The 1,034-nt window shown below is 61.2% G+C and carries 1 protein-coding gene; it reads left to right on the top strand.

Annotation, left to right across the window (positions count from 1 at the left end; genetic code table 11):
• Positions 1 to 34: 34 nt before the first annotated feature.
• The coding region (locus A2I95_RS41995; RefSeq protein WP_291738168.1) for a class I tRNA ligase family protein at positions 35 to 1,034 on the top strand (1,000 nt) is incomplete at its 3' end.

The raw sequence follows: 1,034 nt of genomic DNA, 5'->3' as shown, positions 1-1,034 counted from the left end.
CTTGCCCGGCGTTTTCATGCAAAGGACCGCTCTGATGTCGCGTTACTCCGCCACGGAAATCGAAGCTAAATGGCAGGAAGCCTGGGACAAGGCCGGGATTTTCCAAGCCAAGCGCACCGGCGGCAAGCCGAAATATTATGTGCTGGAGATGTTCCCCTACCCGTCGGGCAAACTGCACATGGGCCATGTGCGCAACTATACGATGGGCGATGTGATCGCGCGCTACAAGCTGTCCACCGGCCATAACGTGCTGCATCCGATGGGGTTTGACGCCTTTGGCATGCCGGCCGAAAATGCCGCGATGGCCTCGGGCGGGCATCCCAAGGACTGGACCTATTCGAACATCGGCACGATGGTCGAGCAGATGAAGCCGCTGGGCCTGTCGCTGGACTGGAGCCGCATGTTCGCCACTTGTGATCCGGAGTATTACGGCCAGCAGCAAGCGCTGTTCCTGGATTTCCTGGAAAAGGGCCTGGTCTACCGCAAGAACGCCGTGGTGAACTGGGATCCCATCGACATGACCGTGCTGGCCAACGAGCAGGTCGAGAACGGCCGCGGCTGGCGCTCCGGCGCGCTGGTGGAGCGGCGCGAGCTGACCCAGTGGTTCTTTAAAATCTCCGATTTCTCCGAAGAGCTGCTGTCGGCGCTGGACGGCTTGGAGAACTGGCCGGCCAAAGTCCGCCTGATGCAGGAAAACTGGATCGGCAAATCGCGCGGGTTGCAGTTCTCGTTCGACCGCACCGACGGCGGCGAACCGATTGAGGTTTACACCACCCGTCCCGACACGCTGATGGGCGCGTCTTTTGTCGGCATTTCGCCCGACCATCCGATTGCCAAGGCGCTGGAAGCCGAATCGGAAGAGGTCGCGGCGTTTGTCGCTGAATGCCGCAAGGGCGGTACCACCGAGGAAGCCATCGAGACGGCGGAAAAGCTGGGCTATGACACCGGCATCCGCGTAAAGCACCCGCTGAACCCGGAGTGGGAGCTGCCGGTCTGGATCGCCAACTTCATCCTGATGGACTACGGCACCGGCG

This window comes from Leisingera sp. F5 (assembly GCF_001593695.1).
The sequence above is the reverse complement of the archived record's forward strand: the minus strand, read 5'-3'. Positions and strand labels throughout refer to the sequence as shown.